Annotated in this window: 16 protein-coding genes and 1 pseudogene; 8 read left to right on the top strand and 9 right to left on the bottom strand. The window is 58.5% G+C overall.

The window, feature by feature from the left end; translation table 11 throughout:
• Nucleotides 1-236 precede the first annotated feature (236 nt).
• The 3 genes from PverR02_RS03715 to PverR02_RS03705 all read left to right on the top strand — a co-directional run bounded on the left by PverR02_RS03715 (nt 237) and on the right by PverR02_RS03705 (nt 2,083).
• Nucleotides 237-623, top strand: a complete 387-nt coding sequence (locus PverR02_RS03715; protein ID WP_079442789.1) for a hypothetical protein — start codon at nt 237-239, stop codon at nt 621-623.
• Between the two features lie 539 nt (nt 624-1,162).
• Nucleotides 1,163-1,579: a hypothetical protein gene (locus PverR02_RS03710; RefSeq protein WP_017844470.1), complete on the top strand. Its 417-nt coding sequence runs from the start codon at nt 1,163-1,165 to the stop codon at nt 1,577-1,579.
• A gap of 15 nt (nt 1,580-1,594) precedes the next feature.
• Nucleotides 1,595-2,083, top strand: a complete 489-nt coding sequence (locus tag PverR02_RS03705; protein ID WP_017844471.1) for a hypothetical protein — start codon at nt 1,595-1,597, stop codon at nt 2,081-2,083.
• Between the two features lie 150 nt (nt 2,084-2,233).
• Here PverR02_RS03705 and PverR02_RS03700 read toward each other — a convergent pair whose 3' ends face one another.
• Both PverR02_RS03700 and PverR02_RS03690 read right to left on the bottom strand, forming a co-directional pair.
• Nucleotides 2,234-3,175, bottom strand: a complete 942-nt coding sequence (locus PverR02_RS03700) for a DHH family phosphoesterase (protein WP_046384788.1) — start codon at nt 3,173-3,175, stop codon at nt 2,234-2,236.
• 431 nt (nt 3,176-3,606) lie between these two features.
• Entirely contained in the window at nt 3,607-4,608 is a 1,002-nt protein-coding gene (locus tag PverR02_RS03690; RefSeq protein ID WP_079442787.1) for a zinc-dependent alcohol dehydrogenase family protein, read from the bottom strand.
• A gap of 109 nt (nt 4,609-4,717) precedes the next feature.
• Between PverR02_RS03690 and PverR02_RS03685 the strand changes: the two genes are divergently transcribed.
• Entirely contained in the window at nt 4,718-5,596 is an 879-nt protein-coding gene (locus tag PverR02_RS03685; protein WP_079442786.1) for a LysR family transcriptional regulator, read from the top strand.
• A gap of 64 nt (nt 5,597-5,660) precedes the next feature.
• Here PverR02_RS03685 and PverR02_RS03680 read toward each other — a convergent pair whose 3' ends face one another.
• Nucleotides 5,661-6,485 carry an AraC family transcriptional regulator gene (locus PverR02_RS03680; protein WP_079442785.1) on the bottom strand — a complete coding sequence of 275 codons (825 nt, stop codon included), beginning with the start codon at nt 6,483-6,485 and terminating at the stop codon, nt 5,661-5,663.
• A 129-nt stretch (nt 6,486-6,614) separates the two neighbouring features.
• On the opposite strand from PverR02_RS03680, the gene PverR02_RS03675 reads away from it, so the two are divergent.
• The 4 genes and pseudogenes from PverR02_RS03675 to PverR02_RS32995 all read left to right on the top strand — a co-directional run bounded on the left by PverR02_RS03675 (nt 6,615) and on the right by PverR02_RS32995 (nt 10,698).
• Complete coding sequence (locus PverR02_RS03675) at nt 6,615-7,133, top strand: carboxymuconolactone decarboxylase family protein (RefSeq protein WP_017844477.1); 519 nt, start codon at nt 6,615-6,617, stop codon at nt 7,131-7,133.
• Between the two features lie 306 nt (nt 7,134-7,439).
• Entirely contained in the window at nt 7,440-8,594 is a 1,155-nt protein-coding gene (locus tag PverR02_RS03670) for a Fic family protein (RefSeq protein ID WP_079442784.1), read from the top strand.
• Nucleotides 8,595-8,823: 229 nt separating this feature from the next.
• Nucleotides 8,824-9,840 (top strand): annotated as a pseudogene (locus PverR02_RS33000) (HAMP domain-containing protein); the annotation flags it as partial.
• 63 nt (nt 9,841-9,903) lie between these two features.
• Complete coding sequence (locus PverR02_RS32995) at nt 9,904-10,698, top strand: methyl-accepting chemotaxis protein (RefSeq protein ID WP_372812168.1); 795 nt, start codon at nt 9,904-9,906, stop codon at nt 10,696-10,698.
• Between the two features lie 104 nt (nt 10,699-10,802).
• On the opposite strand, the gene PverR02_RS03660 is transcribed toward PverR02_RS32995, so the two are convergent.
• The 6 genes from PverR02_RS03660 to PverR02_RS03635 form a co-directional block, all read right to left on the bottom strand.
• Complete coding sequence (locus tag PverR02_RS03660; protein ID WP_079442782.1) at nt 10,803-12,155, bottom strand: OprD family porin; 1,353 nt, start codon at nt 12,153-12,155, stop codon at nt 10,803-10,805.
• A 350-nt stretch (nt 12,156-12,505) separates the two neighbouring features.
• Nucleotides 12,506-13,837 (bottom strand): ABC transporter substrate-binding protein, encoded by a 1,332-nt coding sequence (locus PverR02_RS03655; protein WP_079442781.1) that lies wholly within the window; start codon nt 13,835-13,837, stop codon nt 12,506-12,508.
• 48 nt (nt 13,838-13,885) lie between these two features.
• Complete coding sequence (locus PverR02_RS03650; protein WP_079442780.1) at nt 13,886-14,953, bottom strand: branched-chain amino acid ABC transporter permease; 1,068 nt, start codon at nt 14,951-14,953, stop codon at nt 13,886-13,888.
• A gap of 22 nt (nt 14,954-14,975) precedes the next feature.
• Nucleotides 14,976-15,857 (bottom strand): branched-chain amino acid ABC transporter permease, encoded by an 882-nt coding sequence (locus PverR02_RS03645; RefSeq protein WP_079442779.1) that lies wholly within the window; start codon nt 15,855-15,857, stop codon nt 14,976-14,978.
• A 2-nt stretch (nt 15,858-15,859) separates the two neighbouring features.
• On the bottom strand, nt 15,860-16,660 hold the full coding sequence (locus PverR02_RS03640; RefSeq protein WP_079442778.1) for an ABC transporter ATP-binding protein: 801 nt from the start codon (nt 16,658-16,660) through the stop codon (nt 15,860-15,862).
• 8 nt (nt 16,661-16,668) lie between these two features.
• Nucleotides 16,669-17,760 (bottom strand): AMP-binding protein, encoded by a 1,092-nt coding sequence (locus PverR02_RS03635; RefSeq protein ID WP_079442777.1) that lies wholly within the window; start codon nt 17,758-17,760, stop codon nt 16,669-16,671.
• Between the last annotated feature and the right edge of the window lie 170 nt (nt 17,761-17,930).

Here is a 17,930-nt window from a genome sequence, read left to right as displayed (position 1 = left end):
CGAAAATTATCGATTGGCAAGCGCCATCTTGGCGCCCGGATCGGCAAGTAAGCGCAATTGCCAGACAAAACCGCTTTCGTACTCGATATTTCAACAACGTCGGCTGATAGAGGGTGTGGACAACTGACTGCTATCGGCCAAAAGCAGACATTCAAACCCCTAGCCAAATACACTGTCGCGAAGATCGCACTCAAAAATTTTGGTGCAAGTGTGCAGCCAAGGAAAAGGGAGGATTCATGAGTCTTGATCTGTGCTTGGAAGCTGATAGTACGCTCACAATTTCGACGCTGAGCAAGGCAGTTGCGAATGCCGGTGCTTGGGAAATAGAGGTCGCAGGAAATGGGCTATACGCTGAATTTACCTCGGGACTTAAATTGAGTACCAATGACGTACTCGATGACCCTACGATTTATGCTGAGAATACAATGGGTATCGACTTCCCTGTCGCTGTGCGTTGCACCATCAGAATTAAAGGGCCCGAACCAGAGGGGGAGTCGGCTATGGAAGATCTGGATAAAATCGCTCAGTCCATATCTCAGTCGTGTTCGGCTTTCTTTCTTATTAGCTTTCAGTTCGAACAAACCTTGTACTGGCGGGATGCGACAGGGCTGCATCGTCCTTGAGGTAGGTGCCTGCGCGTCCTCTTTCAGACATTTCCGAATGGTGTTTTTTCGGACGAAAACGCCCCTGAATTGAGGAGCTGCTTTTGGCCGATTTCTGCCGCTAGTGACGGGCAGCAATTGGCCGATTTCTACCTGTCGCGACCGACAGAAGTTAGCCATCAATCCCCAGTGACTAACCCAGAACCTCGACAGCCATGCGCTGACCCGCCGAGGAGCGGGTGCAAGGTCATCGCCAGCCGTTTCGGCATTGAGGTTGCCATGCCTGCAATCTCGAGAACCTTTTACTCCGTGGTTTCGCCAAGGCGATTTGAGGCTGCTGTCGCGGCAGTTATTTCGAATGGCTCTACTGCCAATAGCGTAATGGCAAGTTGCCTTTATCTGCTTTGTCTATCCTCCCACTCGCCTGACCGAGATGCTTTGCCAAGGTCCTCGCGACCACAAGGCTCAAGGTGGTTCGGCACCACGCCTGCAGGTAAGCGTGTGGGGTCGACATAGGGCACGCCCGACGCTTGCGTCGAAACCTTACAAGGAGTTCTCTCATGGCAATTCCTACCACCAGTTGTGACGTCCAGGTGCAAATCTGGGTCGACGACAATGCAGTGACCAATGGCTCCACCGCTGGGGTCTATCTGGTCGATAACCGTATCTCTGCTGGCACCACCCACGAAGGCACCGCCAACCTGAATACTGCTGCGTCCAAAGGCAGCAATGTCTGCTGGCAAGTGTTCCTGATCAATCCCAAGTCGACCTCGCAGGTCTCCATTGCCGCCTTCGGTAACTCGAGCGCCTGGGGCTTCAGTGGCCAGCCGCAAACCGCTTCGGATAACGCGAGCGCGTACACCGGCACCGTGCAGAACGCAGGTACTGCGTCCTACCCGGTATCCCTCAACGTACAGGTGGCGGGCGGCTCCGGTATCACCGTGAAGCTCAACCCCAGCGTGACTGTCTCTGCCTAAGGAAGGAGCACGACAATGAGTGGCCAAAAAAGTACTGCCCAAGTGTGGACGGCTGATTCGCAGGTGCTAGCCGGCATCGCCAATCCGCAAACCGCAATCACCATTGCCATCGATACCGCATATGTACTCGGCACTGGTGGCGGGAACATTTCCACCGGTGTGTACATGTTCGACAATCGTCTGAGCAATGACAGCAGCGGCGAAGGAACGCTGGAACTGCGCACCCACTGCAACATCGGGGACTACCTCGGCTTCGAGGTGGTTCCGATCGATCCGAACGCTGGCGACACGGTGTCCATCACCGGCTTCCAAATTTCCCAGGGCAGTGTGTTCGGCAGCGATGGCTACCCGATGCAAGTCGGTGCCGCGGGTAACTATTGGGTGGGCCTGGCTCGCAACGCATCGTCTCAGACCACCTACCAGATCCAGGTCAAGGTGACCTCTGGAGGGCTTCGGCCATCGACACGTTTCATCCAATGGGACCCCTACATTGGTACGAACTGATTAGCTGAACCCGCGGAAGGAGCGTGGCTCCTTCCGTCCCCCTCCTCTAATAGCGCCTAGTTCCCAGACACCTTTGAATGACGTCTTTTGGCGGTGGATTCAAGCAGTTACGGCAGGTAGAAAACAGCCAGAAACAACCCTTCGACGTGGCTACAAAACCAGAGGGGGTTTACTCATAACCGAGATGCGCTCCAACCCCAACTTCAACAGTTCCTTACGTAGCAGCGCGCGCTCAAGCACAGCCATTCCGGCATGCCATTCGATCGACAGCAATTGGCTCAACTTTTGTTGACTAACCAAGGGCTCAGCCAGAAAGTAGCTTCTGCACTCGCGGATGCTGATGACGTTCAACAGCCAGTCGCCCCCCTGCGCCGCCAACCAGTGACCGATCGTTGAACGATGCGTTCGGATCAGCGCACTGGCATCCCACACCGCCATCTGCGCAAAAACCTGCGGCAGGTTGCTATCGGCTTTCAGCCGCTTCATATCCACCGCCAATGCGCCAATCAGGTCCGACTCGATAGTGGCTTGGCACTCGGCGAAATACCGCTCGGGCCAGTCCGCTTCCAGTTTCGCCCGCTGTGCGAGGACTTCATAAGCCCGAATATCCGATTGGGTGGTCAACTGCCCGGTGAAATTCAGGGTGTTGTCCAGAATCGCCGTGGCCAGCAACACCGCACTTTTTTTGCTGATCAGCGGCAACAGCTCTGCCGACTCCCAACGCTGAAAAATCAGAGTCGCCGCTGCGCCGATCGGCAGGATGTCCGCCGCAGATCCGAGCTTCTGCGCCCAATAGTTTTCAAAGCCTGGGTGATGGTCAATGACCTCCACCACCTGTTCAAGCACCACCGCCGGGTCGAAATGTTGGTAGTCGGAGACATCCACCAACACGAACTCATCACCCGCCCTCGGCAGATAATCGTCCAGAGAGGATTGCCATCCGAGCACGGTCTTGGAGATGCTGGCATTGAGCGGGGCGCTACTGACGGCCCGAGCATCAACGCCCTGGAGATTCAACAGCTCGGCGTACGCAATGCAACAGGCATACGCGTCGATGTCCAGGTAGGCCGAGCCTGAGGTCACCACCTTCATGACACGTGGGCCACAGCGTGAGTTGTCGAGACAGTCGAAGGCCGCTTCAGCGCTTGGGCGATCCCCTCCAGAAACCGCTCATACGCCAATTGACACGGTTCTTCGTCGATGGAAATGCGCAGCGTGGCCGCGGCTGTTTGCGACAGAATCTTCGTCAATACACTGGATGGGATTTTGCACCCACCCCCACCACTCTCAGACTTATCCATGCGCTGACAAAACATCGACATTAAAATCAATTTTCCATATTTAAAACAGTGTATTAGCGCACTGAAACACTCGGTTGCGTCCTATTTTCCGGCGACCAAACTCGCATGGGTTCATTGCAGGAACATGACAAAATAAAGGCATTTTGAAGACCGGCGAATGTGAGTGCGTAATGCGGTATGAACCATTCACGGAGGGCTGCACACCGTTGAAGTCGTTGGGGACTATTCGCTCACCAAATGGATTACCGTCTTGCCCTTGCCGCGACCTTCCGCGACCTGGCGAAACGCTTCGTTGACTTCATTCAGTCCAAATGGCTGCTGATCTATCCGGATCGTCAGTTGCCTGGCATTTGCCAGCGCGGCGGCCTCGCGCAGGATAGCCCCGTGGTTTTCGCGCCCCTTGCCTGTGAGCAACGGCGTCAGAGTAAATACGCCCGAGTAGGTTGCGCTTTTAAACGACAGCGGCGCGAGGCTGTGCTGCCCCCAACCCAGGCAGCTCAGTACGTGCCCGGTATAAGGCTTCACTGCCTTGAACGCCGCATCCAGGGTGCTGCCTCCCACCGTGTCGTAGACGATGTCGAAACCTTCCCCCGCCGTATGCTGCTCGACATAGTCATCTACGCGCTGCGCACGGTAGTCAATAGCCGTTGCACCCAGTGAGCGAATGAAGTCGAGACTCGCCGCCGAACCGGTGGCATAGACTTCGGCACCGCGAGCCTTTGCCAGTTGCACAGCCACTTGGCCGACCCCGCCTGCGCCGCCATGAATCAGCACACGTTGACCTGCACGGACATTGGCGCGATCCACCAACCCTTCCCATGCAGTGATGAATACCAAAGGCAATGCGGCCGCCTCACGCATGTCGAGTCTGTGCGGCTTTAACGCGATCAGACGTGCATCCACAGCAATGTACTCGGCCATAGTGCCCTGGGCGCCGCCGATCCCGCCGGCCATACCGAAGACTTCCTGGCCAGGGGTGAAGCCTTCAACCGCCTCGCCCAGTCCGATGACCGTTCCGGCGAGGTCCAGGCCGAGTACTGCCGGCAGCGCCTGACGGGCGTGGGCGCCTGCGCCGATCGCGATCTTGGTATCGAGAGGATTGACCCCCGCGGCGTGAACCCTGATCAGGACCTGCCCTTTACCTGGAACAGGGCGAGCGATGTGGCGGACGGTCAGAGGGACCTGGGCAGATTCGGCGATAGCGGCAAGCATGGTGTGATTCATGACGCAAACCCTATGATTGAATGGACGCTTACAGGTTGCCGCGCTTTCATTGTTCCGATAAGAAACTGAATTTGCATATGACTTATTCCACAAAGAGGCCTAATTGCCGATGGACCTGTTCGACAACATGCACATCTTTGTACGCGTCGTGGAGCGCGGGTCGTTTTCTGCGGTAGCTCGAGAGCTGAACATGGGGCAGCCGGCAGTGAGCAAGCAAGTCCGCGCACTGGAACAGTATCTGGGCGGGCCATTGTTCGCCCGCAGCACCCGGCACCTGGCCCTGACCGACCAGGGCCAACGCTTCTACAGCCACTGCCAAGAAATTCTCGGCCACCTCGAAACCGCCACGCTTAGCTTTGCCTGCGGCCAGGAGCAGATCGCAGGTCCCCTGAGAGTAACGGCACCGGTCAGTTACGGGAGGTTGTGCATAGCGCCGCTGGTAGGGACTTTTCTGCAGCGCTATCCCGATGTCCGGATTGACCTGCGGCTGAGCGATTACAATGAAGACCTGCTCAAGGAAAACATCGACCTTGCGATCCGGATCGGGACGGTCAAGAGCGAGGGATTGGTGGCAATGTCTCTGGGTACCAGCACGCGGCGGGTCTATGCCGCGCCCGCCTATCTGGACCTACACGGTCTGCCACGCGAGCCCGATGACCTGACAAGCCACAACTGCATCGGTTTCACGTTGCTGGAGCACTATGACACCTGGCACTTCAAGCACGGTGCAGGAGAGTTCGATGTGGCTATCAAAGGCAACGTCACCAGCAACAGCAGCGATGCCATCCGTGAAATGGTCCTCTGCGGCCTGGGCATTTCTCTTTCTCCAGAATGGCTGTTCGCAGCTGACGTCGAACAAGGCAACGTTCGTAGCGTGCTCAACGATTATCAGAACACCGCGCTGCCTGTAAGCGCCGTGTTCAGTCGTGAGCGGCGACATTCAGCGCGGACGATGGCGTTCATCGATTTTCTCCGGGCACACCTGTGAGGGTCTCCACACTGAGCCCAGGACCATGATCATTCCTGCGATTGCTCCACCAATCGGTTAGACGTCATCCCCTAGTGTGCTGGAGCCATTCCTTCGGGCTTGCACCAACTTTGCGCCGAAAAGTACGGGCTAACGCAGACGGACTTTCATAGCCAACCTCATCGGCAATCAACGCGATGGGGCGCCCTTCACGCAGGCGTTTCTGCGTCAAGCTGATTCGCCAGTTCGCCAGATAATCTGCCGGGGTACTACCCACCGTCTCGCGAAAGTGCGCAGCAAAGCTGGCGCGGGACATACCTGAGCGATCCGCCAATTGCGCCACGGACCAATTGCGCTGTGGTTCGTTGTGGATGCCTACAAGCGCGCGGGACAGCTGAGCATTAGCCAATCCGGCCATCATCCCTGACGCAATGCTACGACTGGCGATGAGGTGGCGAAGCAGCTGAATCACCATCAGCTCGAACAGACGGTTGAGGATGACATCACGGCCACACTCGTCGCCGAAGGCTTCTTCAAATAGCCAGTCGAGGGTGCCACTCAGCCCCTGCAATTCACGAAGTGGCTTGATGATGAAGTCCGGTAAAGCCAGAGTCAGGGGATTATTCGCCCCGCCATCAAATTGCAAGGTTGCACAGACCAACTCCGCTTCATCTGCTTCGATCGCCAGCAACTGATGCTCCTGCGGGCGCACCGCCAGAATCAGGCTGGGCTCCGTCAACTCAATGAGCTGGCCGCGCTTGTCCCTTAGGGCCAGGCGTCCCGAACGCAGTAAATGTGCATGCCCGAAACTGCCCTGCCCATAGAGGTTGGTTGTTCCGCAAAAACCACCCTGGTGAAACGTGGACGCGTGCAGATTGAAGTGTTTAAGCAGTGTCGATAATCGGTCCATAGCTCGCTCAAATTTAGACGATCTGTTGCATAAGTTCGACGATCTGAATCCGAAAGGAAAGTCTGCCTCTCTAATATTGACACCAGGCTTGATCGACAAGCCGGCTAATCAATCTACTGGAGAATTACCATGACTCGTATCGCTGCTCTCTCGCTGGACCAAGCCCCTGCTGGCTCGCGCGCTGCTCTTGAAGGTATCCAAAAAGGTCTTGGGTTTATTCCCAACGTATTTAAAACCCTGGCTCACTCCCCGGCCGCATTGAGTGGTTACCAGAGCCTCGCTCAGGCCTTGGGTAAAACCTCACTGAGTGCCGTTGAGCGTGAGGTCGTTGCCCTCGCTGCGTCAGAGGTCAACGGTTGCGACTACTGCGTGGCCGCACATGCATTCTTTGGTGCCAAGGCTGGCTTGAGCGAGGAGGCCGTTGGCAAAGCACGCATGGGCACACTCAGCGCGGTCGCGGCTCTGGCGCATCAAATCACCGAAAGCCGCGGACAATTGAGTGATGCCCAGATCACCGCAGCGCACAACGCCGGTCTTACCGATAGCAAGATCGTGGAGGTGGTGGCACAGATCACGCTGTTAACCCTGACCAACTATTTGAACAACATCGCCGCTACCGATATCGACTTCCCGCCATCGTCAAACTAACGGCTATTTCCGTAGCAGTTTCCAGCACCTGCAATACCAAGGTCAGCCCTTGCTGCTGACCTTGAAGGCCTGGCGGCGATTCATGACGCTCAAAGGCCCCATCATTCAGACCTGCCGAAAGCACATCCTCGCCATGCCCTCCGCTAACCATCGAGATTTCTCACTTAATCATTGCTCATTTTTGAGTTAGCTTAAGCCTGAATTCAAGATAATGTTTAACGCACTCTAAGCAAACACCCTTAATTACGGTAGCTTCCCCGATTTTTTTCAAGATAAGCTTTCGGCCGGCTTGAGATATCTTTCCATATGCCTACATTTATCCATCACGACCTTGAGCTTCTCAATCCATCCTTTGACTCGGACCTTGTCGATGTACTGAGCGAACTGGAGCATCTGCGTCGCCTAAGGCTTGAAGGTGATACGCCGCCGCAGGTGTTCTACCAACTCAAATCGCTTTTCCATGCACTGGAAAGCCTCGGTTCTGCCCGCATAGAAGGCAACCACACGACGTTGGCGGACTATATAGACAGCAAGGTCGAAGGTAAGGCCCAGGACACGGACCCGTTGCGCGAGGTGGCCAATATTGAAAAGGCGATGGACTACATTGAGCGGATCATGGCGCCCGGCGCAGCGCTGACCGAGCAGATGATTCGAGAGCTGCACGCGATGACCGTCGACGATCTGGTGCGTGAGGGCGACAAAACGCCCGGAGCCTATCGCAGTGGAGAGGTCAGAATATCTCAGTCTGATCACCAGCCTCCTGACTTCATCCACGTTCAAGCGTATATGCAGGAACTTGTCGCATTCGTGAATCACGAAGCCCCCCCGAAATACGACCTCATGAAGGTTGCGCTCGCTCACCATAGATTTGGATGGATACATCCATTCGGCAATGGCAATGGCCGCGTGGTCAGGCTGCTAACCTACGCACTCCTGATCAAGTATGGTTTCAACGTCAACGCCGGTGGCCGTGTCCTGAATCCTACGGCGGTATTCTGCAACGATCGTGAGCGCTATTACGCAATGCTTGCCACCGCCGACAAAGGAACAAAGGACGGACTGGAGGCGTGGTGTACCTACGTGCTGGAAGGGGTTCGTGAGGAGCTGGAGAAAGTCGATCGCCTCACAGACTACGCATACCTGACCAAATGCATACTCGTGCCTGCCGTGGCCTTCGCACGCGAACGCAAATGGATCACGGAGACAGAGGAAGCAGTGCTGTTGGCCGCAATAAAACTGAAGGTCGTAAAATCGGCAGATGTAGCATCCGTACTCCCACAGCAGTCGAGCAATCAACGGACTTACCTGATCAAAAAGCTGGTGGACCAAGGGATGCTTCTACCGCTGAACGCAGGCGCGAGGCAGTACACGATCGGTTTTTCCAACAACTATCTCATTCGAGGTGTAATCAAGTCCCTCAGGGAGCAAGGCTTCATACCTGAGCCGCTGGAAAGACCCTGAGCATCGATTAAAGACCGAATGAGCGGAAATCCCCCGCCGCTGTGCAGCAGTCTATGACGCCCCTCAAGAAGCCCGCCTCCTGCGGGCTTTGTTGTTTCTGGCGGTCGCTCCTTGCCCCCTTTACCTTCCTCCGTCGCAGTAAACAGACTCTTCGCATCTCAAGGTTTACCAGGCTCCAGCCGATACGCTTCCACAGTCCCTGCAAAAGACCTAGCGAACTCAATACGCCATGAATAAAAGCCTTCGTTTCAGTCATAAAATTCTTTTGGCCGTGTCGCTGATAGTGATGCTCGCCTTCACCCTGTTCACGCTGTACAACGACTATCTACAGCGCAATGCCACCCGCACCAGCCTGGAAAACTATTTGGCTGAAATGGGTGAGTCGACCTCCACCAATATTCGCAACCTGCTGGAGGGGCGGATCAATCTGGTGACGAACCTGGCGCAGAACATTGCCAGGGAGCCTGCCAATGCCGAGACGCTGATGGATGAAAGCGTCCTGACCTCAAGTTTTCTTACCGACTACCTAGGCAAGGTCGACGGCAGCTTCAGTATTCGTCCGGACACCAAGATGCCCGATGGCTATGACCCGCGCTCCCGGGCTTGGTACAAGGACGGTATGAACGCCAGCGGCGCCATGCTGACTGAGCCTTATATCGATATGGCCACCAACAAGATGGTCATTGGTGTCATCAGCAAGGTTTCCAGCAACATCGGCGTGGTCGGCGGCGATCTGGCGTTGGATGGCCTGGTGGAAATCATCAACTCGTTGAACTTTGGCGGCATGGGGTATGCCTTCCTGGTCAACGATCAGGGCAAGATCCTGGTCCATCCGGACAAAGCGCTGGTCATGAAGTCGCTTTCGGATTTGTACCCTACACACACCCCGAAACTTTCCGGCGAGCTGACCGAGGTCCAGGTCAACGGGCAAGCCCGCTTGCTGACCTTCGCACCGATCAAAGGTCTCCCTTCGGCCAACTGGTACATCGGCCTGTCTATTGATAAAGACAAGGCTTACGCAACGCTGAGCAAGTTCCGCTATTCGGCGGTGATTGCCACCATCGTTGCGGTGGTCATCATCATCGTCCTGCTGAGTCTGCTGATCCGCGTATTGCTCCAACCGCTGCACGCGATGACCCGCGCAATGGAGGACATTGCCCAAGGCGAAGGTGACCTCACCAAACGCCTGGTCATCCACACGCATGACGAGTTCGGCATGCTGGGCAATGCGTTCAACCGTTTTGTCGAACGTATTCACACCTCGATCCGAGAGGTCTCGTCGGCGACCGAGCACGTCAACGAAGTGGCAATGCGCGTGGTCAGCGCCTCCAACTCATCCATGCTCAACTCCGACGAACAGGCTAGCCGAACCAACAGTGTGGCCGCCGCCATCAACGAACTGGGGGCCGCGGCTCAGGAAATAGCCCGGAATGCGGCTGAGGCCTCGCACCAGGCCAGCGACGCGCGCGGGATGGCCGAGCAGGGTCAGCAAGTGGTGGAGCGCAACATCGGTGCAATGAATCAGCTGTCGGAAATGCTCAGCGCATCGAGTACGAATATCGAGTTGCTGAACAGCAAAACGGTGAATATCGGGCAGATCCTCGAAGTGATCACCAGCATCTCCCAGCAAACCAACCTGCTGGCGCTCAACGCGGCCATCGAAGCCGCCCGGGCGGGTGATGCCGGGCGTGGGTTTGCCGTGGTGGCCGATGAAGTGCGCAACCTGGCGCACCGCACCCAGGAGTCGGCGCAACAGGTGCAAACGATGATCGAGGAGCTGCAAGTCGGCGCCCGGGATTCGGTCAGCACCATGGGCGAAAGCCAGCGCCACAGCCTCGACAGCGTAGAGATCGCCAACCAGGTCGGCGAACGCTTGAGCAGCGTGACCCAGCGCATCGGCGAGATCGATGGGATGAACCAGTCGGTCGCCACCGCCACCGAGGAGCAGACCTCGGTGGTGGAGTCGATCAATATGGACATCACCGAAATCAACACGCTCAATCAGGAAGGCGTGGAAAACCTGCAGTCGACCCTGCGCGCCTGCGCCGACCTGGAACAGCAGGCGGCACGCTTGAAGCATCTGGTGGGCAGTTTCCGTATCTGACCGGTTCCAGGCACCGATCCATAGACGTCCACGGCCGCCTATGAATCCCCAAGAAGCCCGCCTCGCGCGGGCTTTTTGTTGCTGCCATGCCACCGATGGCGCGGTTACAGCATGCGCAAATCCAGCGGGTATTCGACGATGACCCGCAGCTCGTCAACGTTGGCGTCGTAGTTACCGAAATCGCCTCCCACCCGGTGCGTCGCTTGCAGTACTTGGAGCTTCAGGTCCTTTGCCGGGCCGCTCTGAACGATGTAGCTCGCCCAGAAATCACGCTCCCAGTGCTTGCCGTCACTGACGCTGTTGAACGCCGTGTAGCCGCCCGTTGCTCGCGTGCCATCAATGTTGTCACCGCGCAGGTAACGGCCCGTGAGGCTCAGCCCCGGCAGCCCTAACCCGGCGAAGTCATAGGTATAACTGGCCTGCCAAGAGCGTTCGTTGGGGTTGTTGAAGTCTGACCATTGGGAAGCGTTGTCGAGTTCCAGGTCGTAGGTGTTCCACACATAGTCGAACGGCGAGTCACCGCGCACTTGCTCGTATGCCAGCAGAAAACGGTTGAATCCGACATTCAGCCCCAGGTGCGTGCTCCAGCTGTCGTTATCGATCTTACCCAGCAGGGCGTCGCCACTGTCGCGGGTGCGATAGTAATTGAGCCCCGTATCCCAAGTGATGGTGGGGGTCAGCCGTTGCTTGAAGTCGACCCGGGCGAAGGACTGGTTCCAGACGTTATCCAGGCGGCTGGTGTGCAGTTTGAAACTCCAGTTGTCGTTGAAGCGATAATCCGCACCGATGTACTGCACATTATCCGCCCCGGTCAAGCGACCACCGTAGACCGTGCCCAAGTCACCGCTGTGGTTGACGCCGCTGCGATCGCTGGACGCCGTCAATTTGCCGCCCTCGATCTTCAAGCCGGCGATGGAGGTGTTGTCGAAGATCAGACCGGTCAGGGTTTGCGGCAACAGGCGGATATCACCGGCATGGAGTACCGGGCTGGTCGGGGACACATCGCCGTATTTGACCACCGTATCGAACGCCCGCACCTTGACCGCGCCACCGGCCTTGCCCCACTCATCCTTGGGCTCGCCGTTGTTATCGCCTTTGCGCGGAATCAACCCCGGCCCGCCGACACCGTTGCCCACCACGCCATCACCGCCGTCGAGCTTGACCCCGAACTGCCCGTAAACATCGACCCCGAACCCCACGGGGCCCTGGGTAAAGCCGGATTCGAAGCGCCCGATGACCGAATGGGCCCATTCCGCCCGGCGGCTCTGGCGCGCCCCCGTGTGAGGGTTGGTTGCACTGCTGCCATTACGGAAGTCCTGACTGAAATAGAAGTCCCGGTTGAGAATGTTCAAATGGCTATCTTCAATAAATCCATTTTCATTTTTATCACTGGCGGCCCATGAATAACCGGGCGCGGTAACGGCAAAAAACGCAGACAAAGCAGCTACTTTACGCATGTTGTTCTCTTCAAGCTGTTAAGGAGGGAGGGCGGCAAAAAATGCTGATCCTGCCTTAACATTCCGAAAATCATGCCAATACAATAAATACTTATATTTCAATTAGTTAAATAAAGTTATCCACTATTTATCGCATGTATTAATCCGCACTTTGCGCGCCCGCTGTTGCACTGCAAACACTTGGCACAAGTTAAACTTGTGCTGTCGTCTATACAAAAAAAAGGAAAGGCTTGTGGCCTTTCCTTTGGGTTACGCCGCGCAAGGCGGGGATCGACTGTTCGTAGAAAACAACGACGCGCTCGCCCCCTCGACAAGGGAGGGTTGGCTTGCAGACTCTGGCTTAACGGACCTTATTGCTCCTGGCTGCAATTGCGCGGGCTGATGCCTTTTTCCTTGGCGTACTGGGCCGCGGAAGCCTCGATGATCGGCCGCAGCAACGCACGGTCGGCCTGGACCCAGTCGCTGATCAGGTTCCAGCGCTGGCCGTCCCATTGCTGAAAGCGCACCGCGCCGCCGCCTTCATGATCGGCGCACGACAACTTCAACGGTTGCACCAGGCCCTTGGCGCCCAACGCCTGCAACCGCGCATCGTCGAGGTTCAGGTGTTCGAAGCCCCAACGCACCTGCTCGCCGGTCAACGGTTTGGCGCCGTATTTGGCCTGCGCAAGGCGCACGGCTTCGACGTTGAGAATGCCGTTCACCACACCGAGGTTGTAGTACACCGTACCGAAACGCTTCGGATCGGCCAGGTTGCCCTTGCCGGCGTCCACCACGCTTTGCTTGATGCCCTGCAGCACCGGGAAATCCGTCCCGGAAGGGTGCGTGGTGATGGAAATGAAGCCCTTGGCGGCCGCGCCTGCCGGCACCACGTCCTCTTCCGAGTTGCTCCAGATGTTGCCGATGATGTGATCCACCGGGTAACCGACCTTTTGCGCCGACTTCAGCGCCACCGGATTCATCACCCCCCAACCGCGCAGGATCACCCAGTCCGGCTTGAGGCGACGGATATTGAGCCACTGCGATTGCTGCTCGTTGCCGGGGTGCGGCACTTCCAGCAGGGTCAGTTCGAAACCGGCGTTTTTCGCCAGGGTTTCCAGGACACCATTGGTTTCCTTGCCATACGGCGAGCCGTGGTACAGCACGGCGATTTTCTTGCCTTTGAGTTTGTCCGCCCCACCTTCGCGCGTGCCGATGTAGTTGATGATTGCCGAGACTTCCGAATACGGGTTGAGCTGCAGCGGGAACACGTAAGGGAACACGCTACCGTCGGTGGAATCGGTGCGGCCGTGGTTGATGGTGATCAGCGGCAATTTGTCGGCCGTCGAACGGTCCAGCGTCGCGTAGGCGATGCCCACCGACAGCGGGTTGGTCGCGGCGGCTGGCGCGCCGTTGAGGCCGCCTTTGAGGCGCTCGTAGCATTCGACGCCCTTCTCCACCACATACTCGGTTTCGCACTCGCTCCAGGTCAGCTTGACGCCGTTCACCCCACCCTTTGCGTTGATGTATTGCAGGTAGTCGATAAACCCGCCGAAGAAGCCGGTGCCACCGGCGGCGTAGGGGCCGACCCGATAGCTCTGCAAGGGGAAGTACTGTTCGTTGTCGGCGTGAGCGCCGGCACTGAGCCCTGCGGTGATCAAGGCCAGGCCCAATAGCAGGCGGCGCAGCGGTGTGCGGTGAGTCATGAAGGCAGTTCCTCGTGAACGAAGGATGGGGGTCAGGGATGAGAACAATCAGTAACGCAGCGGCCAGATCCTCGCCCGTTGGCGAAAGCGTTGCCACAGTCGGGCCAGGCCCTCGGCTTCCTTGATCAGAAAAGCGATGATCAACGCGCCAAAGAGCATTTTCTGCAGGTTTTCCAACTGGCCGGAATCGATCAGCCCACCGGGCAACAGCCCGAAGAGGTTGGCCAGCAGAATCGGGAACAGCACGATGAAAGCGGCGCCCAGGACATTGCCGAGCACACTGCCCAGGCCGCCGATAATGATGATGAAGAGCACTTGAAACGAGCGGCTGAGATCGAAGCCGTGGGGCTCCACCGTGCCCAGGTAGGCAAACGCCCACAGCGAACCGGCAACCCCCAGGTAGAAGCCACTGATGGCAAACGCCAGCAGCTTGGCCTTGAACAGGCGGATGCCGATCACAGAGGCTGCGGTGTCCATGTCGCGCACGGCCATCCAGTTGCGGCCCAACTCGCTGCGCACCAGGTTTTTGCCCAGCCAGAACAGCACCACGACCACCGTGAGGGTCAACAGATAACGCCCACGGGGCGAACTGAAATCCAGCCCCGCGATCAGCAGCGGTGGCGAGGTGATGACCCCGGAAGCGTTGTCGTTGGTGAACCAACTGAACCGGGTCAGCACCCACTCCACCACGAACTGCGCGGCCAGGGTCGCCACCAGCAGGTAAAAACCCTTGATCCGTAGGCTCGGCAACCCGAAGGCCACGGCCACCAGCGCAGCGATCACCCCGCCCAGCGCGAAACTCACCAGCAACGGCAAACCCGGCACGCGCAATTGCAGGTTGTAGGCCGCGAACGCACCCACCGCCATGAACGCCGCCGACCCGAGGGACAACTGCCCGGCATAACCGGTCAACAGGTTCAGCCCCAGCCCCGCCAGGGACAGCACCAGCAGCGGCAGCAGAATCGCGCTGAACCAATAGTCATTGCCCAGCCAGGGCACCGCAATGAAGGCAAACCCCAACAGCAGCCACAAGCCCACGCGGTCCTGGCGCAAGCGGAACGTGCGCCGTTCCATCGCATAAGAGGTGCTCAGTTGACCGGCTTCTCGATAAAGCATGGAGGCATTCCTTGAAAGAAAATCAGACCCGTTCGATCGCCCGCTCGCCGAACAACCCGGCAGGCCGCACCAACAGAAACAGCAAGGCGAGGACGTAAGGCACCCAGTTTTCGATGCCGCTGCCGATGATCGGGCCGAGGTAAATCTCCGCGACTTTTTCTGCCGCGCCGATGATCAGCCCGCCGACAATCGCCCCGCCGATGGAGGAAAAACCGCCGATGATCAACACCGGCAAGGCCTTGAGCACCACCAATGACAAGGAGAACTGCACCCCGAGGCGAGCGCCCCAGAGCAACCCGGCCACCAGCCCGACAAAACCCGCCACCGCCCAGACCAGCGCCCAGATGCGTGGCAGGCGGATGCCAATCGCCAGGGACGCCAACGGATCGTCGGCAACCGCGCGCAGCGACAGACCGACGCGGGTCCGGTTGAACAGCAGCGACAGGGCGATCACCAGTGTGGCGGCCGTTCCGGCGGCGAACAGGTCGAACTGCGAAAGCAGCATGCCGCGGATTTCCAACGGTTCATCGGCGATTCCCAACTCCAGGCCGTGGACCTGAGCGCCCCACAGGAACTGCGCAAACCCTTCGATCAGGTAGGACAGCCCGAGCGTGGCCATGAACAGGATGATCGGTGCGCGATTGACCAGCGGCCGCAGCACCATTTTTTCGATCAGCAGCGCCAGGACCACCATGCTCGCCAGGGTGATGACAAAGGCCCACACGAACGGGAAGCCGCGTTCGAGCAGGCTGACAAAGGTCAGCGCGGCGAACAGCACCATCGCCCCCTGGGCGAAATTGAACACCCCGGAGGCCTTGTAGATCAGGACAAAACCAATCGCCACCAGGGAGTACATGACGCCCGCCAGCAGCCCGCCAATCAGCACTTCGAAGAAAAATTGCATGTTCAGTGGCTCTCCGCGCGGGGACGCCGCGTGCCCAGGTAAGCGGCGATCACATCGGGGTTGGCGCGCACTTGCTCGGGCGTGCCATCGCCGATTTTGCGGCCGTAATCGAGCACCACCACGTGGTCGCACAAGCCCATGACCACCCCGATGTCGTGCTCGATCAACACCACGGTGGTGCCGAACTCGCGGTTGATGTCGCGGATGAATTGGCTCATCTGGCCCTTCTCTTCAGCGTTCATGCCGGCCATGGGTTCATCCAGCAGCAGCAACCGCGGCTGCGCAGCCAGGGCGCGGGCCAGCTCGACGCGTTTCTGCAAACCGTAAGGCAGCGTGCCCACCAGCACATGGCGCCAGGGGTGGATGCGCAGAAACTCGATGATGTGTTCGGCGTGAAGGCGCTGCTCGTCGTCCTCGCGAGGCGCACGGCCCAGGCGCAGCATCTGCTCGACCCAACTGCTGCGACGCTTGAGGTTGCGGCCGGTCAGCACGTTGTCGAGCACGCTCATGCCCTTGAACAGCGCGATGTTTTGAAAGGTCCGCGCAATACCGCGCTCGGCGGCCTGGTGCGGGCGCATGCGCCGCCGGGCCTGTCCGGCATAGGTGATGCTGCCGCTCTGGGCCTGGTAGACACCATTGATCACATTGAGCAGCGAACTTTTGCCCGCGCCGTTGGGGCCGATCAATGCACAGATTTCCCCGGCCTTCACGGCAAAGCTGATGGAGGTGATGGCCTTGACGCCCTTGAACGACAGGGAGATGTCATCGAGCCGCAGTAATTCGGATTCAGTGGTTGCGCTCATGGGGCTCGTCAGACGGAGTGAGAAATCAGGTGGGTGTGGGCCTCGGCACGTTCCGGCCGGGCGGAAGGTTCCTGCCAGGCGCCCGGATGGATGCCCAAAGCACCAAAGAAAGCGGCGCTCTCTTGGCTCAGCGCGGGCCCGACCAGCAACGGCACGCGCAGGCGGCTCATGCCCAACACATCGAGCAAGGGTCTGCGGACCAGCCAGTAGCCGAGCCAGCGGCGCAAACCCTGGGCATCCGGCGTCATTGCCCAGCGGTACACCCGATGCGCGAGCGTGCCGGGCAACGGCAGGCGCTCTCGGGCCCACAGCTCCAGACGGGCATAGGACTCACGCGTGCCCAGCACCAGGGTTGGCCCCAATTCACGGCGATCGGTATCGCGCGTGGCCATGGCCTCCGGGAAATTCAGGCAGAACCCGGCGCTGAGCCAGGGCGCCAGCAGGTAACGCGCCTGACCGCTGGCGGCGAACACGCGGGCGGCCAAGGCTTCTTCAGCGCCGCTCAGTTGCTCGCGCGCCACCAGCTTGCGTGCGCCCCCCAGCAATTGCGCATGGCTCAACCGCAGGGAAGGCCCGTGCGTATCGGCATGGAACACGAAGGCGACGGCTGCGGAATCAGTGGCGCAGGCCGGCGGTTCCGCCGCCACGCCAGCGGACAAATCGGCGTAAGCGCTCAACCCCTTCCCGTCACCGGCATTCAGACCGCGCCCGTCGAGAAACAGCAATACCGGAGGCGCACGATCGGCATGACCGACCTGTTGCACCGCCTCCAGGGTTTCGGCCAGCACGAAGCTCGGGCGCAGCCGGGCCAGCAATGCGCGGTTGTCGCGTTCGGGGTCCAGCAGGGTGACGCTGCCGCCCAGCCACTGCGCGGCCAGGGCCAGTAACAAGGCTTCGGAACGGGCCTGGCTGATGATCACTAAATCGTCGTGGCGACTGAACCCGCGCTGATGCAGGGCTGCCGCCAGGCGGCTGACCTCCTGCGCCAACTCGCTCCAACTGCGGGCGTGCCAAATGCCCAGGCGTTTGTAGCGCAGAGCTATCGCCGAACCTCGGGTTTGGGCTTGCTGTAACAACGCCAGCGGCAGTGTCTGGGCCATGGGGACTATCCTTCAGAGTGCTATACAGCCACTTTTGCAGTCTCCATGCCAAGATTTAAATCGTTATTTATCAACAAGTTATATGCAGTCTGCGTAAACAATCATGTATTGATTCGGCACAGCCTGCTTAACACCTGTTGCCCTGCGAACACTTCCCGCTTTGCGCACAA

Origin of the sequence: Pseudomonas veronii (assembly GCF_002028325.1) — a bacterium.
In the GTDB taxonomy this organism is placed as follows: domain Bacteria; phylum Pseudomonadota; class Gammaproteobacteria; order Pseudomonadales; family Pseudomonadaceae; genus Aquipseudomonas; species Aquipseudomonas veronii.
This window is presented reverse-complemented; position numbering and strand designations above follow the sequence as displayed.

What these genes read in the sequence shown, in the direction of transcription:
- PverR02_RS03640 (WP_079442778.1), bottom strand. Translation starts at nt 16,660, where the DNA reads ATGAGCGCAACCACTGAATCCGAATTACTGCGGCTCGATGACATCTCC.
- PverR02_RS03710 (WP_017844470.1), top strand. Translation starts at nt 1,163, where the DNA reads ATGGCAATTCCTACCACCAGTTGTGACGTCCAGGTGCAAATCTGGGTC.
- PverR02_RS03700 (WP_046384788.1), bottom strand. Translation starts at nt 3,175, where the DNA reads ATGAAGGTGGTGACCTCAGGCTCGGCCTACCTGGACATCGACGCGTAT.
- PverR02_RS03715 (WP_079442789.1), top strand. Translation starts at nt 237, where the DNA reads ATGAGTCTTGATCTGTGCTTGGAAGCTGATAGTACGCTCACAATTTCG.
- PverR02_RS03690 (WP_079442787.1), bottom strand. Translation starts at nt 4,608, where the DNA reads ATGAATCACACCATGCTTGCCGCTATCGCCGAATCTGCCCAGGTCCCT.
- PverR02_RS03675 (WP_017844477.1), top strand. Translation starts at nt 6,615, where the DNA reads ATGACTCGTATCGCTGCTCTCTCGCTGGACCAAGCCCCTGCTGGCTCG.
- PverR02_RS03635 (WP_079442777.1), bottom strand. Translation starts at nt 17,760, where the DNA reads ATGGCCCAGACACTGCCGCTGGCGTTGTTACAGCAAGCCCAAACCCGA.
- PverR02_RS03670 (WP_079442784.1), top strand. Translation starts at nt 7,440, where the DNA reads ATGCCTACATTTATCCATCACGACCTTGAGCTTCTCAATCCATCCTTT.
- PverR02_RS03645 (WP_079442779.1), bottom strand. Translation starts at nt 15,857, where the DNA reads ATGCAATTTTTCTTCGAAGTGCTGATTGGCGGGCTGCTGGCGGGCGTC.
- PverR02_RS03655 (WP_079442781.1), bottom strand. Translation starts at nt 13,837, where the DNA reads ATGACTCACCGCACACCGCTGCGCCGCCTGCTATTGGGCCTGGCCTTG.
- PverR02_RS03685 (WP_079442786.1), top strand. Translation starts at nt 4,718, where the DNA reads ATGGACCTGTTCGACAACATGCACATCTTTGTACGCGTCGTGGAGCGC.
- PverR02_RS03660 (WP_079442782.1), bottom strand. Translation starts at nt 12,155, where the DNA reads ATGCGTAAAGTAGCTGCTTTGTCTGCGTTTTTTGCCGTTACCGCGCCC.
- PverR02_RS03680 (WP_079442785.1), bottom strand. Translation starts at nt 6,485, where the DNA reads ATGGACCGATTATCGACACTGCTTAAACACTTCAATCTGCACGCGTCC.
- PverR02_RS32995 (WP_372812168.1), top strand. Translation starts at nt 9,904, where the DNA reads ATGCGCGTGGTCAGCGCCTCCAACTCATCCATGCTCAACTCCGACGAA.
- PverR02_RS03650 (WP_079442780.1), bottom strand. Translation starts at nt 14,953, where the DNA reads ATGCTTTATCGAGAAGCCGGTCAACTGAGCACCTCTTATGCGATGGAA.
- PverR02_RS03705 (WP_017844471.1), top strand. Translation starts at nt 1,595, where the DNA reads ATGAGTGGCCAAAAAAGTACTGCCCAAGTGTGGACGGCTGATTCGCAG.